The organism is Buttiauxella sp., from assembly GCF_049686335.1.
GTDB lineage: Bacteria > Pseudomonadota > Gammaproteobacteria > Enterobacterales > Enterobacteriaceae > Buttiauxella.
Genome location: NZ_JBAVHX010000010.1, coordinates 394,776 through 412,009, shown reverse-complemented (window position 1 = coordinate 412,009; position 17,234 = coordinate 394,776). Strand labels below are relative to the sequence as shown.

19 protein-coding genes and 1 pseudogene are annotated in these 17,234 nt (G+C 47.8%); 9 read left to right on the top strand and 11 right to left on the bottom strand.

All coding sequences use genetic code 11. The features are described from left to right. Nucleotides 1-12 precede the first annotated feature (12 nt). From WBL83_RS10745 to WBL83_RS10730, 4 genes and pseudogenes are all read right to left on the bottom strand, one after another. Entirely contained in the window at nucleotides 13-405 is a 393-nt protein-coding gene (locus tag WBL83_RS10745) for a cell envelope integrity TolA C-terminal domain-containing protein (RefSeq protein ID WP_424589128.1), read from the bottom strand. Nucleotides 406-583: 178 nt separating this feature from the next. Then, nucleotides 584-1,147, bottom strand: a complete 564-nt coding sequence (locus tag WBL83_RS10740) for a hypothetical protein (protein WP_424589127.1) — start codon at nucleotides 1,145-1,147, stop codon at nucleotides 584-586. 682 nt (nucleotides 1,148-1,829) lie between these two features. Beyond that, nucleotides 1,830-2,084: pseudogene (locus WBL83_RS10735) on the bottom strand (DUF2213 domain-containing protein); the annotation flags it as partial. A gap of 65 nt (nucleotides 2,085-2,149) precedes the next feature. Beyond that, complete coding sequence (locus tag WBL83_RS10730) at nucleotides 2,150-2,317, bottom strand: hypothetical protein (RefSeq protein WP_424589126.1); 168 nt, start codon at nucleotides 2,315-2,317, stop codon at nucleotides 2,150-2,152. A 387-nt stretch (nucleotides 2,318-2,704) separates the two neighbouring features. Between WBL83_RS10730 and WBL83_RS10725 the strand changes: the two genes are divergently transcribed. The 3 genes from WBL83_RS10725 to pdeR all read left to right on the top strand — a co-directional run bounded on the left by WBL83_RS10725 (nucleotide 2,705) and on the right by pdeR (nucleotide 6,097). Continuing rightward, on the top strand, nucleotides 2,705-2,887 hold the full coding sequence (locus WBL83_RS10725) for a type II toxin-antitoxin system HicA family toxin (protein WP_424589125.1): 183 nt from the start codon (nucleotides 2,705-2,707) through the stop codon (nucleotides 2,885-2,887). A 45-nt stretch (nucleotides 2,888-2,932) separates the two neighbouring features. Next, nucleotides 2,933-3,364: a hypothetical protein gene (locus WBL83_RS10720; protein WP_424589124.1), complete on the top strand. Its 432-nt coding sequence runs from the start codon at nucleotides 2,933-2,935 to the stop codon at nucleotides 3,362-3,364. A 741-nt stretch (nucleotides 3,365-4,105) separates the two neighbouring features. Further along, nucleotides 4,106-6,097: a cyclic di-GMP phosphodiesterase gene (pdeR, locus tag WBL83_RS10715; protein ID WP_424589123.1), complete on the top strand. Its 1,992-nt coding sequence runs from the start codon at nucleotides 4,106-4,108 to the stop codon at nucleotides 6,095-6,097. Nucleotides 6,098-6,147: 50 nt separating this feature from the next. Here the strand turns inward: pdeR and WBL83_RS10710 are convergent, their stop codons facing one another. After that, nucleotides 6,148-6,531, bottom strand: a complete 384-nt coding sequence (locus WBL83_RS10710) for a carboxymuconolactone decarboxylase family protein (protein WP_424589122.1) — start codon at nucleotides 6,529-6,531, stop codon at nucleotides 6,148-6,150. Between the two features lie 86 nt (nucleotides 6,532-6,617). Between WBL83_RS10710 and WBL83_RS10705 the strand changes: the two genes are divergently transcribed. Continuing rightward, nucleotides 6,618-7,529 carry a LysR family transcriptional regulator gene (locus WBL83_RS10705; RefSeq protein WP_424589121.1) on the top strand — a complete coding sequence of 304 codons (912 nt, stop codon included), beginning with the start codon at nucleotides 6,618-6,620 and terminating at the stop codon, nucleotides 7,527-7,529. A gap of 88 nt (nucleotides 7,530-7,617) precedes the next feature. On the opposite strand, the gene WBL83_RS10700 is transcribed toward WBL83_RS10705, so the two are convergent. Continuing rightward, entirely contained in the window at nucleotides 7,618-8,487 is an 870-nt protein-coding gene (locus WBL83_RS10700) for a crotonase/enoyl-CoA hydratase family protein (protein WP_424589120.1), read from the bottom strand. A 219-nt stretch (nucleotides 8,488-8,706) separates the two neighbouring features. Here WBL83_RS10700 and WBL83_RS10695 point away from each other — a divergent pair, with 219 nt between their 5' ends. Then, a complete protein-coding gene (locus tag WBL83_RS10695; RefSeq protein ID WP_424589119.1) occupies nucleotides 8,707-8,889 on the top strand; it encodes a hypothetical protein in 183 nt (60 codons plus the stop codon). Between the two features lie 28 nt (nucleotides 8,890-8,917). Here the strand turns inward: WBL83_RS10695 and fsa are convergent, their stop codons facing one another. Continuing rightward, the gene (fsa, locus tag WBL83_RS10690; protein ID WP_424589118.1) at nucleotides 8,918-9,580 is read right to left on the bottom strand and encodes a fructose-6-phosphate aldolase; all 663 of its coding nucleotides are present in this window, start codon (nucleotides 9,578-9,580) and stop codon (nucleotides 8,918-8,920) included. 132 nt (nucleotides 9,581-9,712) lie between these two features. On the opposite strand from fsa, the gene WBL83_RS10685 reads away from it, so the two are divergent. The 4 genes from WBL83_RS10685 (at nucleotide 9,713) to osmB (ending at nucleotide 14,334) form a co-directional block, all read left to right on the top strand. Beyond that, the gene (locus tag WBL83_RS10685; RefSeq protein ID WP_424589117.1) at nucleotides 9,713-10,612 is read left to right on the top strand and encodes a glycyl-radical enzyme activating protein; all 900 of its coding nucleotides are present in this window, start codon (nucleotides 9,713-9,715) and stop codon (nucleotides 10,610-10,612) included. 4 nt (nucleotides 10,613-10,616) lie between these two features. After that, nucleotides 10,617-13,049 (top strand): formate C-acetyltransferase/glycerol dehydratase family glycyl radical enzyme, encoded by a 2,433-nt coding sequence (locus WBL83_RS10680; RefSeq protein ID WP_424589116.1) that lies wholly within the window; start codon nucleotides 10,617-10,619, stop codon nucleotides 13,047-13,049. Between the two features lie 43 nt (nucleotides 13,050-13,092). Beyond that, entirely contained in the window at nucleotides 13,093-13,851 is a 759-nt protein-coding gene (locus WBL83_RS10675; RefSeq protein WP_424589115.1) for a DNA-binding transcriptional regulator YciT, read from the top strand. Between the two features lie 264 nt (nucleotides 13,852-14,115). Beyond that, nucleotides 14,116-14,334: an osmotically-inducible lipoprotein OsmB gene (osmB, locus tag WBL83_RS10670; RefSeq protein ID WP_424589114.1), complete on the top strand. Its 219-nt coding sequence runs from the start codon at nucleotides 14,116-14,118 to the stop codon at nucleotides 14,332-14,334. Between the two features lie 131 nt (nucleotides 14,335-14,465). Here the strand turns inward: osmB and yciH are convergent, their stop codons facing one another. The 4 genes from yciH to WBL83_RS10650 all read right to left on the bottom strand — a co-directional run bounded on the left by yciH (nucleotide 14,466) and on the right by WBL83_RS10650 (nucleotide 17,216). After that, on the bottom strand, nucleotides 14,466-14,792 hold the full coding sequence (gene yciH, locus WBL83_RS10665) for a stress response translation initiation inhibitor YciH (protein ID WP_424589371.1): 327 nt from the start codon (nucleotides 14,790-14,792) through the stop codon (nucleotides 14,466-14,468). Beyond that, the gene (gene pyrF / locus WBL83_RS10660; RefSeq protein WP_424589113.1) at nucleotides 14,792-15,529 is read right to left on the bottom strand and encodes an orotidine-5'-phosphate decarboxylase; all 738 of its coding nucleotides are present in this window, start codon (nucleotides 15,527-15,529) and stop codon (nucleotides 14,792-14,794) included. Before pyrF ends, yciH begins: the two co-directional genes overlap by 1 nt. Before the next feature lie 205 nt (nucleotides 15,530-15,734). Beyond that, complete coding sequence (gene lapB, locus WBL83_RS10655) at nucleotides 15,735-16,904, bottom strand: lipopolysaccharide assembly protein LapB (protein ID WP_424589112.1); 1,170 nt, start codon at nucleotides 16,902-16,904, stop codon at nucleotides 15,735-15,737. A 6-nt stretch (nucleotides 16,905-16,910) separates the two neighbouring features. Continuing rightward, nucleotides 16,911-17,216, bottom strand: coding sequence for a LapA family protein (locus WBL83_RS10650; protein WP_424589111.1), 306 nt, complete (start codon nucleotides 17,214-17,216; stop codon nucleotides 16,911-16,913). Between the last annotated feature and the right edge of the window lie 18 nt (nucleotides 17,217-17,234).

The following is a 17,234-nucleotide window of genomic DNA, read 5'->3' as shown; positions in this document are numbered from 1 at the left end:
ATTATCTTGTGTCTAACCGCGCATATCAAAGCCGGACTTTTGAAAATCTCTATATACCTCCGGATTGGTGAATGCCGGGAATGTGGCTTTTAGGGCTGCTGACTTCACCGCTTCGCAATATGCTTTATTGCCGTTGCTAGTTGATATGTTTGAAGCCGTGCCATCCTGAGAAAATTCTATATGCAACCTGCATCTCTTCCCCTTCCAGCTTTGAGGATCAGCAAGTTTGGCATTTATTGCTGTGATGATTGCGCGCGCTTGCGCGCCCCATTCATCCTGATCATTCAGGCGACCAGAACTGCAATTACCTGTGGCCGTGGTTTTATGGCATCCGGAAGGATGTAACGGCACACAACCAGTTGCCAGGCTGGCCACAATTGCCAGCACGAAGATTATCTTTACCATTTCACGCGCTCCTACTAATGATTCGAATGCTGTTTCTGGTAGTGATGGGGGAGCTGTGGATCTGTAACTCGTTTCGCAATAGTTTATCAATAGAACGAATAGGAAATTACTCACACCACATAAAGAGATGACAGCAAACTGCGATTAGATACTTCCTTTGTAATAAATCATAGGTTCATCATTTTGTCGGCTCTACCGAATTTTTATTTTCAAAACTCTCGCAGTCACTTCTTGTTATAACGTAGGACATAAATTCTTTCTTATTAATATCCTTATGTACTAACTTCAAATTAAAATCATCATCAATAATAGTTCTGAAAAAATCTCCTTTATTACAAGCAGAAGGAAGAGTTTCTTCGAATGTTTCTCTTTTCACCTTATCTGGATCTTCACTAATCGCTTTGAGTTCTTTCGGATCAAGAGGTGCCGTTAATACCGTAGTAAGTACAATATCGTCGTCGACCCGGAGAATGCTCTCGATATAATTCCCATCATCAGCTTTATCCACACCCGATATTTTTTTATTGGCATCTTTAAGAATCATATCTATATGGTCATAGCGGGCCTGAGCCATCTTCAAAACCTGAACCATCACGCTGTTTTTAGACTCTTCCTGTTGTTTGGGTTCAACTACTTGTTCCTGATAAAGTCTGGTACCCATCTTGCCAAATGCCAACAGCGCCACCACCACGGTTATAACAATGTGCCACGTTGAAAACTTACTTTCGTTTTTACCTTCCATAGACTATCTCCTTATAAAATTGAGGAGATAAATTATCATAAAGCCCTACTCGCAAAAAACGTGAAAATACACTTTAAGAATTTGCCTCTTGATCGCACGACTAAATAACTGTTGTGCCTGAGATAATTACTAAGCCCAAATAATTCAGTTGGCAGAGAATGATACCCTGTCCGGCTAGATAACCGGACGATGGCCCTGCGGCACACACAATCGTCTTTGTTACTTTGCCAATAAATCACCACGTCATCCAGCACTTCGCCCTTTATCGCCTCGCCATCATCTGTAATGAATGCACTTCCCTGCATGCGCGCAAACTGAGAGGTTAGCTTTAACTATTTTCCTTTATTATGGAAAATAAGGGCATATTGCTTAGGTGTTATCAACCTAAGCGTGCCTTACCCCTGCAAAAAAACCATTCAGCGACAACACAACTACAATAATATTTCTTTATGACACTCTTGGATTTTCAGTGTTATTGTTGTCATCGTAATAAACTATTATGCACAGTCTTTTTTTAAATCGATAAATAGTGATAATGTCTACAGACAAAATTTGTGACTTTTACATTCACCTTCCAGCTCATACCACCATATTTTTACACTTGGATTTCAATCCGTATCAGGAATAAACTTCTGTATTGATAATTAGTGGGAGATATAACAAGTTTAACCTCTTTGACTTTCACCACCTGAACATCCCTGGCTGAGATGTGCTTGCCATCAATCTTCGGGTGACCAAACGGCAGCGGACTCCGCTCAAGAGACTTGTAGCTCTTTTCAATTTCTGCTGCCGGGTACAATATCCGGTTCATCACCATGTCATCGACAATTGACGTGACGCCGCGAACCACAATGTGTAGTTTGCCGTTGACGGTTTCAGTAGTGATGTTTGAAGCGGAGTTGATGACCGAGAGCACGTTTACGCAGGCGCATGACATGCTGAGTCCTCATTGGTGGATTTGAGGCAATAAAAAAGGCCGCCTGAGCAACCTTAATATTACTGCTATTTTTTACAGTAGCGCGTTTCAAAAAGCGCCTCGCCAAGCGAATCAATTTTGTACCGTTCAAACTCATCCGTTTCATCGGCTGCAAGAGCATCGAGTTGCTCCTCAGCGTCATCGGGTAACGGTATACTATTAATCAGCTCAACGGCTTTATCAAAGTTGCTCATCGTGCCTTATCCATTTCTTTCAACCTCGAGAGTAAAGGAGGCAAGAGTGTCCAACTTTGAAATAGTTTCGGCAGGCAATTCGCTTAACACTCCTTTGAGCATAAGGTAACACGCTTTATCTTCCGCATCTAAAGCCATCAAATGAACTCCAATTAATTAAAACCCTTAAAAATGGCTACTCGAAAGTGGCCTTTGTGATGGCAATATGAAATCGATTTGCAGTCTGTTTTATTTGAGATGCTCTAAAGCTAATTACCTGGGTTCCTGCAGTGCTACCTCCTGCTTTATTCAAAAAGCGCGCTTCAAGCGCCTTGCGCACAACATTTTTGTTATGTTTATAATCTTATATGTTACTATAATCACATTATCAACGAACAGGAGGATTCAGTGAAATACAGCGAGTTCCTTCGCTGGTTAATGTCCCAAGGGATCATGATTGAAAATGCAAAAGGTGGAGATTGTCACCGGAAAGCAACAATCAACGGAAGGATGTCAATATTCCCCTTCCACGGCTCCAAGGAGATTCCAGAGGGAACAAGAAAATCGATAATTAAGGACCTGGGGATTTAAGCCCCACCCTTTTCGACACTGAGTCCGTAAACGAAAAGAGGCTTTATGTTCAAATACGCAGCAGCAGTATCTTTCGATGAAGATACCGGGCAATACGAAATCAGTTTTCGTGACTTCGAGAATCTGCATTCAGTAGCTTTTACTGAAGACGATATCGAACTGGAAGCGCGGGATGCCTTAACCGGTATGATTGGCGAACTGATTGATTCGCGCATACCAATTAATGAGCCATCAAGCGCGAAGGAAGGTGAGATTGTTATACATCTTCCCGTTCTGACATGCCTGAAAGTCGCCCTGCACAATGCAATGATCAGCACCGGCACACGCAAAGCTGATTTAGCGCGGAAACTTAACCAGAAGGGTCCGCAGATTGACCGCCTTCTGGATGTCAGTCACGCATCGAAAGTAGAAACACTGGAACAGGCCTTATATCTCATGGGATATGAGGTTTCAGTGTCAGTATCTAAGCTCGTATAAACGCAAATCCCCCGGCGTGGACCAAGGCCAAAAGGTTGTTGCCACATTTTGCTGCGAGCGCCCTCGCTGGATATTGAACCTGTGGACAGGCGGCCCATTCAAGAAGTTGCACCAAGGAAGTGCCTGGTTGACGCTTAACACAACCAGATAATGACGCGATGCAGGCAATTACGATTAATGCCAGGCCAGATCCTTAATCTGTGGAACTTTACTGTTTACAGCGGACTCCGCCATGGGGAGTTAACGGGTCTGGCGTGGAAGGATGTAGAATTTGATAACGCAGAGGTAATATCAAAAGAACAATTACTCTGGCTAAACAATTCGGCTCTCCAAAAACCAGTGCTGGCGTCAGAACCGTCAAGTGACTCAAGCTCACACTTGACGCTCTCCACTGTCAAAAAAAACTCACGGACGATAAAAAACCAATTAATATAATATATTATCCCCGTGGTCATAAAAAAGCAGAAGAGCAACAGCTGAGATTTTGCTTTATGCCCTACCCGAATCAGGGTCGACAAAGCAGGCATTATTCTACAAACACTATTAATAGATCGTGGGAGCATGCAACCAGGTTGGATGTTAAACGTAAGGCTGAGTTAGTTTGCTCCAACCCTGCTCCCATCACAAAAAAATAAGATGAATTTTAAGCTCTGTTTTCAATAAGTTAGGAATACCCACTTTAATATTGCTAATATAAATATCAGACTGACACGATATGTCGGCCCCGGTTCAGGAGAGAGCATGAAAGACGATTTGGAGCAGAATGTGCTCTACCGTTATTTAGGGACAACCAGCCCATATTGGCGTTTGCCTGGCGATAGCAATGCGCTGCAATTAGCCGCCAGCGAAGATTCCGATGTAGGCCAGGTCATTGCATTAGATCCGGAGCAGGCTGAACAAATTCGCCAAATGACGGTGATTACGTCCAGCGTCACCATGTCAATTTCGTTGTTTGGCTGTGAAGTTTCTGTTCATCTGGTCGGACGCAAAGTATCAAAAAAGGAGTGGGCAGGCTCGGCCTCGGCCTGGAACGATACCCCTTCTGTTGCACGTGATCTCGTGCAAGGACTCTCTTTTGCAGAACAGGTGGTCTCTGAGGCGAACTCAGTTATCGTCATACTCGACCGGTTAGGCAATATTCAACGTTTTAACCGCCTGAGCGAAGAATATACCGGCCTAAAAGAACAGGAAGTTATTGGCCAAAACGTCTTTAAGTTATTTATGAGCCGCAGTGAAGCCGCCGCGTCCAAACGCAATATTAGTGGTTTCTTTCGCAACGGTAACTCCTATGAAGTTGAACGCTGGATAAAAACCCAGAAGGGCCAGCGGTTGTTTTTATTCCGCAATAAATTCGTCCACAGTGGCAGCGGCAAGAACGAAATCTATCTGATTTGTTCGGGCACTGACATTACCGAAGAACGCCGCGCACAAGAACGTCTGCGGGTACTGGCGAATACCGACACGATTACCGGCCTGCCCAATCGCAATGCCATCAATGACCTGATAACCGCCGCAATTGATAATCGTGGTGAAACGCAGGTGGGCATCGTTTATCTGGATCTCGATAACTTTAAAAAAGTGAACGATGCCTATGGGCATATGTTTGGCGATCAGTTGTTACAGGCAGTGTCGTTAGCGATTCTGAGTTGTCTGGATGACGGTCAGATTCTGGCGCGTCTTGGCGGTGATGAGTTTATTGTCCTGGCGACTGACACGTCGCAAGCCACCCTGGAAGCGATGTCGTCACGTATTTTGACGCGTCTGAAACAACCTTTCCGCATCGGCTTAATTGAAGTTTACACCGGCTGTTCATTAGGTATTTCGCTGGCTCCACAACATGGCGAAGATCGTGAAAGCGTGATTCGTAATGCGGATACCGCGATGTATACCGCCAAAGAGAGTGGCCGCGGTAAATTCTGCGTATTCTCACCAGAAATGAATCAGCGCGTCTTCGAATACTTGTGGCTCGATACCAACCTGCGTAAAGCGCTGGAAAACGATCAACTGGTGATTCACTATCAGCCGAAGCTGACCTGGCGCGGCGAAGTTCGTAGTCTGGAAGCATTAGTGCGCTGGCAATCACCTGAGCGTGGTTTGATTCCCCCACTCGACTTTATCTCCTACGCCGAAGAGTCCGGTCTGATTGTGCCGCTTGGCCGTTGGGTGATGTTAAGTGTGGTTCAACAGGTAGCGAAATGGCGCGATAAAGGCATCAATTTACGCGTCGCGGTGAACGTATCTGCGCGTCAGTTAGCCGACCAGACTATCTTTAGCGACCTGAAGCAAGCACTCAAAGATCTCAACTTTGAATACTGTCCGATTGATGTCGAACTGACCGAAAGCTGTTTGATTGAGAACGAAGAGCTCGCTCTTTCCGTGATTCAGCAGTTCAGTCGCCTTGGCGCTCAAGTGCATTTAGATGACTTCGGTACAGGTTATTCCTCACTTTCCCAACTCGCCCGCTTCCCGATTGATGCCATTAAGCTCGACCAGAGTTTCGTGCGCGATATTCATAAGCAGTCAGTTTCCCAATCGCTGGTGCGTGCCATCGTGGCGGTTGCGCAGGCGTTGAATTTGCAGGTGATTGCTGAAGGCGTGGAAAATCAAAAAGAAGATGCCTTCCTGACTAAAAATGGTGTCAACGAACGGCAAGGTTATCTGTTTGCGAAACCCATGCCCGCAGCGGTATTCGAGCGGTGGTTGAAACGGTATCAGGCAAGAACCGCACGTTAACAACTCATCAGGGTTAAGAGCCGTATCATCTCCCGATACGGCGCATCTCGTTAGTTTTGCCGAGCGGTTTGAGCGAAAACCTCTTTCGCGGCAAACAGCCCGTTGAGTGCGCAAGGGAAACCCGCGTACACCGCCATTTGCATAATCACTTCGACTATTTCCTGCTTCGTACAGCCAACATTTAACGCGCCATGGATATGCACTTTGAGCTGCGGCGTCGCATTTCCTAGCGCGGTCAATGCGGCAACCACTGCAATCTCCCTGGATTTCAAATCAAGCCCCGGGCGTGAGTAAATATCACCGAAGGGGAATTCAATCAGCAGCCGTGCAAAATCGGGTGCAATGTCGCTCAAGCTGTTAATGACGTTTTCACCTGCCTGCCCATTCACTTCTTTTAATTTCTCAAGGCCACGTAAATAGCGTTCGTTTTCCATTTCTAATCCTTTCTGTTGTGGGATAAACGCACTCTAAATTTTACAGCGCACGGTATCCAATACCCTTTTTGTGATACCTTTTCGGTATGAATGATTCCATCGATCTGCGACAACTTCGTTACTTCCTGGCGGTAAGCGAAGAGCTTAATTTCAGCCGGGCGGCATTACGTCTGCATATTTCACAACCGCCGTTAAGCAGGCAAATCCGTCAGTTGGAGGAGCAACTCGGTGTGCAGTTGTTTCTACGCAGTAAAACGGGAGTCTCGCTCACCGAAGCGGGTAACGCCTTCTTACCAGAAGTAAAACTCACGCTAAAGCAGGCGGAAAAAGCGATTAACGTTGCCCGCGCGGCGCGCAGTCTCAATGGCGGAAAGTTTGTTATTGGCTATACCACCGTGTTCGAGCACAGTGTGATCCCCGATGTCACTCAGGAGTTGCTGTCGCGATTTCCCGACTGGCAAATACTCTCCCGGGGAAACTACTCAGTTAATCTGGTGCGTGAAGTGAAAAACGGAACGATGGATGCCGCTTTTATTGGCCTGCACACAGATACACAAGGTTTGGCGGTTGAAAAAATCATTGATGATCCTTTAGTCGTGGCGTTACCGGCGGGTCATCGTCTTACGGCTAAACGCAGCATAAGTTTTGATGACCTTCGTGACGAGCCGATGTTCTGGTTCGAGCGGCGAATGAATCCGGGTTTTTATGACCACTGCCAGGCGTTTTTCCAACGCATTGATTTCAAAGTTAACGGGATTCCTGAGCCTGCAGATCATCACATCATGCTGGGGCTGATTGCTGAAGGGAAAGGTATCGCGTTGGTTCCCACATCACTGCAATGTATCAAACGGCAAGGTGTCGTTTTTCGGAAACTAAAAGAGGTGACAAACGGTTTGTCGATGGGAATTGCCATCGCCTGGTCCAGGCAAAATCCGTCACCTGTTTTGCCCACGTTTTTGGACAGGGTTCGGCAAGTATGTGACCGGCGCAATACATAATAAAGAAGACGCCATCCTTATCAGCAATGACGTCAACAAACGGCACTTATCGGTTATTTAAAACCGAGCTCGCAGCCGCATTTGAGCGTTAACTCGCCTTGCGCAATACCGTTGAGGTATGGCGATTTTGCAATTGCACCAGTCTTTCCATGTACGCAATATCTTTGGGTTCCAGGCAGAATGCCGCATCCACCCAGTCCTCCGTGATATCCATTAATTCCGAACGTGGTAACTGAAGCACACGCTGGCGGGCTCGCAACATAGCGCGTACGCCATTAAGCTTCGGCTGCAAGGTATCAATGAATGTACGAGTGGCAAGATAACCCTGACCCGGTTCAAATAACTCATCCACCAGACCAAATTGCTGGTGCCACTCAGCAGTGTGGGATTCACCTTTATAGATAAGTTCTTCAGCCAGTTTCATACCTGAGCGGCGTGCAACCAGCGAATACGCCCCCATTCCCGGGAACAGATTAAAGGCGATTTCAGGGAATCCCATGCGTGCATCCCGTTGTGCCAGTACAAAATGGTGCGCGAGCGCGGCTTCAAACCCTCCTCCTAATGCGCTGCCTTCCACCATTGCAAGGCTAATTGCCCCACTATCAAAACCTCGGGAAGCCGCGTGGACACAATCCACACAAGCACGCGCATAGGCACGAAGCGCTTCACGCCGCCCTTGCTGAATTGATTCAACAAAGAAGCCTAAATCGCCTCCCGTGTTATACATTCCCTGCACCAATGAACCGGTCACCCAAAAATCCACCACAAATCCCTCCTGCTGAACCAGATACCGAAGGTTCATAATTTCTTCGATCAGTTTGTGATTGAAGCAAGGGCGAGGTTGAGCTCGTAACATCATCCACACAGTGCGGCGTTCTGCTTCGTAATATCCCGACAATTGCGTGAATCGAGAAGTATCCGTGAACAATTTGCAGGTTGGCTGGTTAATTACTGTCATTATCTTATCCTCATGTTATGAAAGCGCGTTACACGCAGGATCAGACTAATCCACTACTGCTTTAGGATGAATGTAAGGAAGTATTTAATAATTAATACTTATATATTGTTCGATAATTGATTGATGGATAAGGCTAAAAAAGTGTGCTGCCACCTTCTCTTTTTGTGGCTTTTTAAGCATTATGAAAGCAACTTTTATTCAGAATAAACAGGATGCACTATGCCTTCAGTGGACCCTCTGCAACTCGCAAAGCGTATTGATACCGTGTTAGATATTTTAGTGGGAGGCGATCATGCGTCGGCCATTAATAACCTGGAAATTTTAAAAGCTGAATTGCTGAATATTGCCAACGGAAAAGAACAAAAAGAGAGCGACTTGAAAAAGTCGCCCTGGGAGATTTGATCTGTCGCCGGCGAAAACCGGCGCAGTTTTACAAGTTAAGTGAACCAAACGCCCCTTGCCAGTCCTTTTCGAAGGTTGCAATAGCAGCATTGACCGCAGGCGTTGTCAGCAGTTGTTCGGTGACATCGACCGGTAAAGTAATTGCTTCGCAACCCGCTAACAGGCAAGACATCGCCTGATGCGGCGTACGGAAACTGGCCGCCAGAACTTTAGATTGCGGCGCATGCAGCGTCAGCAATTGCTGTAAATCCTGTACCATCTGAATGCCATCACCGCCTTGCGCGTCCAGGCGGTTCACATACGGCGCGACATACTCAGCACCCGCCAGTGCTGCCAGTAGCCCTTGAGCCGCCCCATAAACTGCTGTCCCGAGGGTTGGAATGCCCAGCGCTTTCAATTGCTTCATGGCTGCCAGACCTTCTACCGTGGTAGGGACTTTCACCACCAGGCCAGGCACACGCTTCACCAACAATTCTGCTTCTTTCACCATCTCATCAGCTTGTGCGGCAATAACCTGAGCAAATAACTTGCCTTCACCACCCAGCGCATCCTGCAACGCTGGTAGCACTTCCCACAAGGAAATACCGGCTTTAGCCACAATCGATGGGTTGGTGGTCACGCCCTGCAAAGGCAAAACTCGCGCTAAACGCTTCACTGCGGCAACGTCAGCAGTATCTAAATACAGTTCCATAAGTTCTCCAGATCGGTCATCTATCTCATTGCCGACATCATAACGTCGCTGTCTGTTCTTTATCTGATCAAAATCAATAAAACTTTCATTCGAAAGTAATCTAATTTACGAACAGAAGATAAAGGCGGGCTTATGCTATTTAATATCCAACGTTATTCAACACATGATGGTCCAGGTATCCGCACCGTGGTGTTCCTGAAAGGCTGCTCCTTAGGTTGCCGCTGGTGCCAGAATCCTGAGAGCCGTGCACGCGGTCAGGATGTTCTGTTTGATGAACGTTTATGCCTTGCGGCTTGTGAGTTGTGCCCGCAAGTTGCCCCACATGCTATTTCTCGCGTGGATGATTCACTTATCATCGCCCGTGAAAAACTGGGCGCTGATGATCTCACTGCACTTACAGACTGCTGCCCAACTCAGGCATTGAGCGTGTGTGGCGAAACGCAAAGTGTTGAAGCCATCATGAAAACCGTGCTGCGTGATAAGCCCTTTTACGATCGCAGCGGCGGTGGCATTACGCTTTCCGGTGGCGAACCGTTTATGCAGCCTGAAGTGGCTCTACAACTGCTGAGAAAAAGCAAAGAAGCGGAGATTCATACTGCTGTCGAATCCTGCCTCCATGTGCCATGGAAATATATAGAACCGACGCTCGGACATCTCGATTTGCTGCTCGCCGATCTCAAGCATGTCGATGCGCAGCGTTTCAAGCAATGGACAGACGGCAGCGCCGAACGCGTCCTGGATAACTTCCGCAAGCTGGCTGCACGCAATGTCGACATGACGGTGCGCGTACCGCTTATCCCAGATTTTAATGCTGATGAGCAATCTATTCGTGCAATCAGTGATTTTGCCGCCGACGAAATAGGCGTGAAAGCGATTCATTTTTTGCCTTACCACACCTTAGGTATCAACAAATACAAACTCCTGAATATCCCGTATACGGCCGCGCACCAACCGCTTGATGCGCCAGAACTGCTGCAATTTGCCGAGCAGTACGCAAGCCAAAAAGGGATGACCGCCTGGATTAGAGGATAAACCGATGACACAACTGAACCTGAACACGTTAAGCCAACGCATAAAAGATCATAAAGAGGCGTTAATTCATATCGTTAAGCCGCCTGTTTGTACCGAACGTGCCCAACATTACACGGCGATTTATCAGCAACATCAGGACAAGCCTTTGCCTGTGCGCCGCGCCCTCGCCCTTGCCCACCATCTTGCTGAACGAACCATCTGGATTAAGCATGATGAGTTGATCGTCGGTAACCAGGCAAGCCATGTGCGCGGTGCACCATTCTTTCCTGAATATACTGTTGGCTGGATTGAGACCGAGATCGATGAACTGGGCGACCGTCCTGGCGCGGGCTTCTCGATTTCCGATGCCGACAAAGCAGTCATGCACGAAATTTGCCCGTGGTGGCGTGGACAAACCGTGCAGGATCGTTGCTACGGAATGTTTACCGACGAGCAGAAAGAGTTGCTGGCGAGCGGCATAATTAAAGCTGAAGGCAATATGACCTCAGGCGATGCGCATCTGGCGGTCAACTTCCCTTTGCTGCTGGAATTAGGGATTGATGGTTTACGTGCCAAAGTCGCCGAGCGCCGCTCACGTCTTCATCTCACCGACTGGGAAGATTTACACAAAGAACAATTCCTTAAAGCCATCGATATTACGTTTGTGGCATTAAGTGACCATATCCTGCGATATGCGGCTGTGGCTAAAGAAATGGCCAGCACCGAAAAACGTGTATCGCGTCGTGACGAATTGCTGGCCATTGCTGAAAACTGTGAAGTGATTGCCCATGACAAACCAACGTCATTCTGGCAGGCCTTGCAGTTAAGCTACTTTGTTCAGCTGGTATTGCAGATTGAATCTAACGGGCATTCCGTTTCGTTTGGTCGCCTCGACCAGTTCCTCTATCCATGGTATCGCCGCGATGTGGAATTAGAACAAACTCTGGGACGTGATCAGGCTATCGAATTGCTGCAAAGCTGCTGGCTGAAATTACTTGAAGTGAACAAAATTCGCTCCGGTTCCCACTCCAAAGCTTCCGCCGGTAGCCCGTTATACCAGAACGTGACGATTGGCGGCCAAACGCTGGTCAATGGTGAAGCGGTTGATGCGGTGAATCCACTCTCTTACGCCATTCTGGAGTCATGTGGACAGTTACGCTCCACACAACCAAACCTGAGCGTGCGCTATCACGCGGGTATGAGTAATGATTTCCTCGACGCCTGTGTTCAGGTGATCCGTTGTGGTTTCGGGATGCCTGCGTTTAATAACGATGAAATCGTTATTGATGAATTTATCAAGCTGGGAGTCAGCCGCGAAGATGCTTACGACTATGCCGCTATCGGTTGTATTGAAACCGCAGTGGGAGGTAAATGGGGTTATCGTTGCACCGGCATGAGCTTTATTAACTTCGCACGTGTGATGTTAGCGGCGCTGGAACATGGGCGTGATGCAACCAGCGGTAAAATCTTCCTGCCGCAGGAACATGCGCTGTCCACCGGCAATTTCACTCAGTTTGACCAGGTTATTGATGCCTGGGATACCCAGATTCGCTACTACACCCAGAAATCTATCGAAATCGAATGTGTTGTTGATACGGTTCTTGAAGAAAACGCCCACGATATTCTTTGCTCGGCGCTGGTCGATGACTGCATTGAGCGCGGTAAAAGCGTTAAGCAAGGCGGCGCAAAATATGACTGGGTTTCGGGTCTGCAAGTGGGTATTGCCAACCTGGGTAACAGTCTGGCCGCGGTGAAAAAACTCGTGTTCGAACAAGGCGCTATTGGCCAGCAGCAATTAGCCGAAGCACTGGCTAACGATTTCGACGGTTTGACCGGAGAGCAACTGCGCCAGCGTTTGATTAACAGCGCACCAAAATATGGTAATGATGACGATGAGGTCGATTTACTGCTGGCTCGGGCATACCAGACTTATATCGACGAGCTGAAGCAGTATCACAACACCCGCTTTGGCCGTGGCCCTATCGGCGGGACCTATTACGCAGGCACCTCTTCAATTTCAGCTAACGTTCCCTTTGGCGCAGCAACAATGGCCACACCGGATGGCCGTAAAGCTAAGACTCCGCTGGCAGAAGGCGCAAGCCCAGCTTCCGGTACCGATCGCCTGGGACCCACTGCGGTGATAAGTTCGGTGGGTAAATTGCCAACCAGTAAAATTTTGGGCGGCGTGTTACTGAACCAGAAACTGAATCCAGCGACTTTGGATAACCCGCGCGATCGTGAAAAGTTAATGATGATGTTGCGGACTTTCTTCGAGGCGCATAAAGGTTGGCACGTGCAATACAACATTGTTTCCCGTGAAACACTGTTAGATGCCAAACAACATCCTGATAAATATCGTGATCTGGTGGTGCGAGTAGCAGGTTATTCTGCTTTCTTTACCGCCTTATCTCCAGACGCTCAGGATGATATTATAGCGCGCACAGAACATACTCTTTGATAATCCAGGCGGCGCAGTACGCGCCGCCCAAAATTTGGCTGACATGAACTCCAGACAACAAATTATTTTACAGATGGTGATTGATCATGGTCGCATGAGTGTGACTGATCTCGCTAAAAAAACCGGTGTCTCAGAAGTGACTATTCGCCAGGATCTCAATCTTCTGGAGAAAAAAAGCTACCTGAAGCGTACACATGGCTATGCCGTTCCGCTGGATAGTGAAGATGTTGAAACGCGAATGATGAACAATTATTCGCTGAAACGACATCTCGCTGATTTTGCAGCGACTTTAGTCAACGATGGCGAAACAATTTTTATCGAAAATGGCAGTTGTAATGCACTGCTGGCCCGGGCACTGGCAGAGCAAAAAAAAATCACGCTGATCACCGTCAGCAGTTATATTGCTCACCTTCTGAAAGATACTGATTGTGAAGTGGTGTTGCTTGGCGGCATCTACCAGAAAAAAAGCGAAAGTATGGTTGGCCCTCTTACGCGTCAATTTATCCAGCAGGTGCATTTTAGCAAAGCGTTCATCGGCATTGACGGCTTCTTGCCAGAAACCGGATTTACGAGCCGTGACATGATGCGCGCCGATGTCGTGAATACTGTATTGCAAAAAGGCAGTGAAACCATTGTCCTGACGGACAGTACCAAATTTGGTGCGATGCACCCCTACACGTTGGGGCCAGGTTCATGCATTAATCGCGTGATCACCGATGACGGTCTAAACGAAACAACCGGGCAGCAACTGCGAGAGTCCGGCATTCAAGTCAACATTGTTAAACAATTTCCTCTCGCGTAATCCCTTTTTTGACTGCCTGCCCTCACGCAGGCGGTTCTCTTCTCAGAATTATCCTGAACATTCTTTAAGATTATTTACCTGTTGGAATTTCCCATTAAATTTAGAATGTTTATTAGCGGTATAACAGGAAGTGATAATTACCAAAATTATCTTTTAGGTCTTATATCGTCATGCAGTTTCACGGAACCTCTCTAAGTTGATTCAAACCCACTATACTTTTAGAGAGACTTATTTCCGTGAATCAACAATTCAGGAGAAAGTAATATGACCTTAAATAACAAAAAAATTACCACCGTTGTGCTGGCCTTGACCGTAGCTCTGTCCCTGAGCGCTTGTTCAAACATGTCAAAACGTGACCGTAACACCGCGATTGGCGCTGGTGCGGGTGCTGTTGGTGGTGCAGTCTTAACAGATGGTAGTGCACTGGGTACATTGGGCGGTGCTGCAGTAGGTGGTATTATCGGCCATCAGGTGACTAAATAAAGCTTGATGCCAGCAAAAGCGTGAATCGCTTTTACGAATTATAAAGATTTTATTTTTCAGGTCTGACTTTCAGCAGTCACAATAAAAGGCCACGGTGATTATACCGTGGCCTGATTATTTCAATATACGAATCAACCGCCTGCCAATTTAACTTTCATTCCTTTAGCTTCAAGCAGCGACTTTATCAGATCGCGCTTATCGCCCTGAATTTCAATAACACCCTCTTTTAGCGAACCACCACAGCCACATTTCTTTTTAAGCTCGGCCGCTAATGTTGCTAATTCTGCATCATCTGCATCAATGCCGGTAATCAGGCATACGCCCTTACCTTTGCGCCCGCTGGTCTGGCGTTGAATGCGCACCACACCATCCCCTTTTGGGCGAACAGGTGCGGCTTTAGGCTCATCGATGCGTCCACTCTCGGTCGAGTAAACTAAACGACTGTTATCGTCTTTCATCATGCCCCCTGCTGGAGTGATACACGGATATCACGCAGAGTTTGGGCAGGATCTGCAGATTGGGTGATCGGACGTCCAATCACCATAAAGTCCACACCCGCGGTTTGCGCTTGTTGTGGCGTCATGATGCGACGTTGGTCGCCAACTTCACTTCCAACCGGACGAATCCCCGGGGTGACTAATTTGAAATCCTGACCCAGTTCGCTTTTGAAGCGTACCGCTTCTTGTGCCGAACAAACCACACCATCCAGACCACAGTTCTGTGTCAATCGCGCCAGGCGTTCTGCATGTTCAGCAGGCGTTGACGTAATTCCGAGATCGGCCAGGTCACTGGCTTCCATGCTGGTCAGAACGGTGACCGCGATCAACAATGGCGCATCTTTGCCAAATGGCAGTAACGCTTCGCGTGCAGCGCTCATCATGCGCGCCCCACCGCTGGCATGCACGTTCACCATCCATACCCCGAGTTCTGCCGCAGCAGCGACGGCGTGCGCAGTGGTGTTTGGGATATCGTGAAATTTCAAATCGAGGAACACATCAAAGCCGCGTTGCTGAATATCATGCACCAGCTGCGGCCCAAACAGAGTAAACATCTCTTTGCCCACTTTCAGACGGCAATCACGCGGGTCAATCCGGTCAATGAAAGCTAAGGCTTTATCGCGATTATCGTAATCAAGTGCGACAACAATAGGAGAATCTGTGGCAACACGGGAGGAGGAGGATGCAGTTGAATTCATGGCTAAACCTTCTGATGTTGGGCAGCAATGCGGCGCAAGAGATAAACGGCAAGCATTCTACCCGCGGATGACACAAAGTTACAGTTGCCATTGCACCTTGCAAGGCACAAATGACGCGGTGTCGAGGCGTGGAGAGTGATATAAATCATAAGTATGTTGTAACTAAAGTATGGCGTTTTTTTTATAGATGGGCAGCCTTCAACCGTTATTGCCCATCTAACCCACGAATAGGTTTAATCGTCGACCAGGCCCGGCAAGACGGACAATGCCAGTACAGCGTAAAAGCGGTGAAGCCGCATTTCTGGCAGCGATAGCGGGGTTTGGTACGCACCTGTTCGCCAACCATGTCACGCAGCACCATCAGGCTCTCTTTCGCGCGCCCTTCTTCCGCTTCCTGTAAGTGGTAATCCATCAGACGATGGAACACACGCATGGTTGGGTGACGCTGGAGCTGGCGGTTGATATACACCTGCGCGACTTCAGAGCCCTCTTTATGCTCAAGGATCTCCGCAAGCATCAGTTCAGCACCCGCACCGGTGTTTTCTTCCACACAGCGTTTAAGGAAGATTTCCCACTCTTGCGGTTTGTCTAACTGCTGGTAGCAGGTTTGCAGCATTTCGAGCGTTTCACTGACTAGCTCGCTATCCTGGTCGATAACGCGCTGGAGCAATTCGACGGCTTTCGCGTATTCGTTACGCGCCATGAAGATACGACCCATCATGATAGAAACGCGGGCGCAATTTTTATCAGCCGCAGCACCCTTTTTAAGCAGTGACATGGCGCGATCAAGGTCATCACTGGCCATCAATTGCAGCGCTTGTTCGCAATAGAAATGGGCAATTTCAGTACGTTGTTTATCTTTCCCCAACTTAACAAGACGCTCGGCTACATCAATGGCTTTTTGCCAGTCACTGGTAGCCTGATGGATAAGCAGCAGCTGCTGCAATGCGCCAATGCGAAAGTCGGTTTCATCAATCAGTTGCGCGAACATATCTTCTGCGCGGTCATACAAACCGGCGGCCATGTAGTCACGGCCCAACTGTTGCACGGCCAGCAAGCGTTGCTCGTAAGTTAACGAGGCACTTTCCATTAATGACTGGTGGATACGAATGGCGCGGTCGACTTCACCACGAGAACGGAACAGATTACCCAGGGTGAGGTGAGCCTCAACGGTACTGGTATCCTCTTTGAGCATATCAAGGAAGAGATCTACCGCTTTATCTTGCTGGTTCGACAGCAAGAAGTTAACCCCCGCTACGTAGTCACGTGACAGGCGGTTCGCTTCTTGTTGCTTATCTTGATGCGCGCTTCTGCGTCCCATATACCAGCCGTAAGCGGCGGCGATAGGCAACAGCAGAAACAACAATTCCAGCATGGCAGGTTATTCCTTCACAGCCGGTACAGCCACTGCTATGGCGTCAGAATCCGTAGTAATTTGCTGCTCAAGGCGTTTGATCTTACGATCGGCGCGTGCCAGCGAAACACGCAAACGCAACCAAAACAGGCCACAGATAAGCCAGCCGAGCAAAAAACCGGCAGCAAAAAGAGTCGCCAGTAATGTGGAGACACGATATTCGCCTTGTGCCAACAGATAGTTGAAATTAACAACCTGATCGTTTTGCGCGCCCAGAGTGACAGAAATCACAAAAATCGCTAGCACCAGTAAGAAAATGAATAAATATTTCACATTACTTCCCGTCATGTG

What these genes read in the sequence shown, in the direction of transcription:
- WBL83_RS10745 (WP_424589128.1), bottom strand. Translation starts at nt 405, where the DNA reads ATGGTAAAGATAATCTTCGTGCTGGCAATTGTGGCCAGCCTGGCAACT.
- WBL83_RS10740 (WP_424589127.1), bottom strand. Translation starts at nt 1,147, where the DNA reads ATGGAAGGTAAAAACGAAAGTAAGTTTTCAACGTGGCACATTGTTATA.
- WBL83_RS10730 (WP_424589126.1), bottom strand. Translation starts at nt 2,317, where the DNA reads ATGAGCAACTTTGATAAAGCCGTTGAGCTGATTAATAGTATACCGTTA.
- WBL83_RS10720 (WP_424589124.1), top strand. Translation starts at nt 2,933, where the DNA reads ATGTTCAAATACGCAGCAGCAGTATCTTTCGATGAAGATACCGGGCAA.
- pdeR (WP_424589123.1), top strand. Translation starts at nt 4,106, where the DNA reads ATGAAAGACGATTTGGAGCAGAATGTGCTCTACCGTTATTTAGGGACA.
- WBL83_RS10710 (WP_424589122.1), bottom strand. Translation starts at nt 6,531, where the DNA reads ATGGAAAACGAACGCTATTTACGTGGCCTTGAGAAATTAAAAGAAGTG.
- WBL83_RS10705 (WP_424589121.1), top strand. Translation starts at nt 6,618, where the DNA reads ATGAATGATTCCATCGATCTGCGACAACTTCGTTACTTCCTGGCGGTA.
- WBL83_RS10700 (WP_424589120.1), bottom strand. Translation starts at nt 8,487, where the DNA reads ATGACAGTAATTAACCAGCCAACCTGCAAATTGTTCACGGATACTTCT.
- WBL83_RS10695 (WP_424589119.1), top strand. Translation starts at nt 8,707, where the DNA reads ATGCCTTCAGTGGACCCTCTGCAACTCGCAAAGCGTATTGATACCGTG.
- fsa (WP_424589118.1), bottom strand. Translation starts at nt 9,580, where the DNA reads ATGGAACTGTATTTAGATACTGCTGACGTTGCCGCAGTGAAGCGTTTA.
- WBL83_RS10685 (WP_424589117.1), top strand. Translation starts at nt 9,713, where the DNA reads ATGCTATTTAATATCCAACGTTATTCAACACATGATGGTCCAGGTATC.
- WBL83_RS10680 (WP_424589116.1), top strand. Translation starts at nt 10,617, where the DNA reads ATGACACAACTGAACCTGAACACGTTAAGCCAACGCATAAAAGATCAT.
- WBL83_RS10675 (WP_424589115.1), top strand. Translation starts at nt 13,093, where the DNA reads ATGAACTCCAGACAACAAATTATTTTACAGATGGTGATTGATCATGGT.
- osmB (WP_424589114.1), top strand. Translation starts at nt 14,116, where the DNA reads ATGACCTTAAATAACAAAAAAATTACCACCGTTGTGCTGGCCTTGACC.
- yciH (WP_424589371.1), bottom strand. Translation starts at nt 14,792, where the DNA reads ATGAAAGACGATAACAGTCGTTTAGTTTACTCGACCGAGAGTGGACGC.
- pyrF (WP_424589113.1), bottom strand. Translation starts at nt 15,529, where the DNA reads ATGAATTCAACTGCATCCTCCTCCTCCCGTGTTGCCACAGATTCTCCT.
- lapB (WP_424589112.1), bottom strand. Translation starts at nt 16,904, where the DNA reads ATGCTGGAATTGTTGTTTCTGCTGTTGCCTATCGCCGCCGCTTACGGC.